1 protein-coding gene is annotated in these 783 nt (G+C 61.0%); it reads left to right on the top strand.

Going from position 1 to position 783, the window contains the following annotated elements:
• A partial coding sequence (locus ASU03_RS20360) for a DUF1302 family protein (protein ID WP_157465998.1) occupies positions 1-783 on the top strand: 783 nt, incomplete at both ends.

The following is a 783-nucleotide window of genomic DNA, read 5'->3' as shown; positions in this document are numbered from 1 at the left end:
CTCAACGGCAGTGATGTGACGATTTCCGCCCTGGCCGGCTCGATGGCGGCGGACCTGGGCAGCCCGATTTTCGCCAGTGGGTTCGCCCGGCCGGTACCCGGCGAAGATTTCCACGGTTATGTGCGCAAACCGGTGAGCCAGGCGCAGGTCACGTTCACCCACTTTATCGACCAGGTGTGGTCGGCCGAACGCCTGACGCTGATTTCCGAGGTGGGTTACAACCATCTTGGCGACCTCAACAGCAGTGCCCTGCGTTTTGGCCGCGACAGCATCTTCGGCAATGGCGAGCTGCCGGATAACCGCAATTGCCCGACCATGGCCAACCCGGTCAACCCGCAAAACTGCAATAGCAAAGGGTTCTACACCCGCAACTCCTGGGGTTACCGGGCGCGGGCGATGCTTGACTATCAGAACGTGTTTGCCGGGGTGAATCTCAAGCCCAGCCTGTCCTGGTCCCATGACGTCAAGGGCTACGGCCCCACCGGCCTGTTCAACGAAGGGGCCAAGGCGCTTAGCGTCGGGGTCAATGCGGACTACCGCAACACCTACACCCCGAGCCTGGGCGAGACCGACTTTGTGGGCGGTGACTACAACACCCAGACCGACCGCGACTTCCTCGCCCTCAGCTTCGGCGTGAACTTCTGGTTCGGCTTAAAAAGAACAAGGACAACAACCATGCGTAAGATGATTTTGCAGTGCGGTGTGCTGGCCCTCAGCCTGTTGGCCGCGAACGTGATGGCGGCCGTGTCACCAGAAGAAGCCGCCAAGCTGGGGAGAACCTTG

Source organism: Colwellia sp. TT2012, from assembly GCF_001440345.1.
Taxonomy (GTDB): Bacteria; Pseudomonadota; Gammaproteobacteria; order Enterobacterales; family Alteromonadaceae; genus Colwellia.
This window is presented reverse-complemented; position numbering and strand designations above follow the sequence as displayed.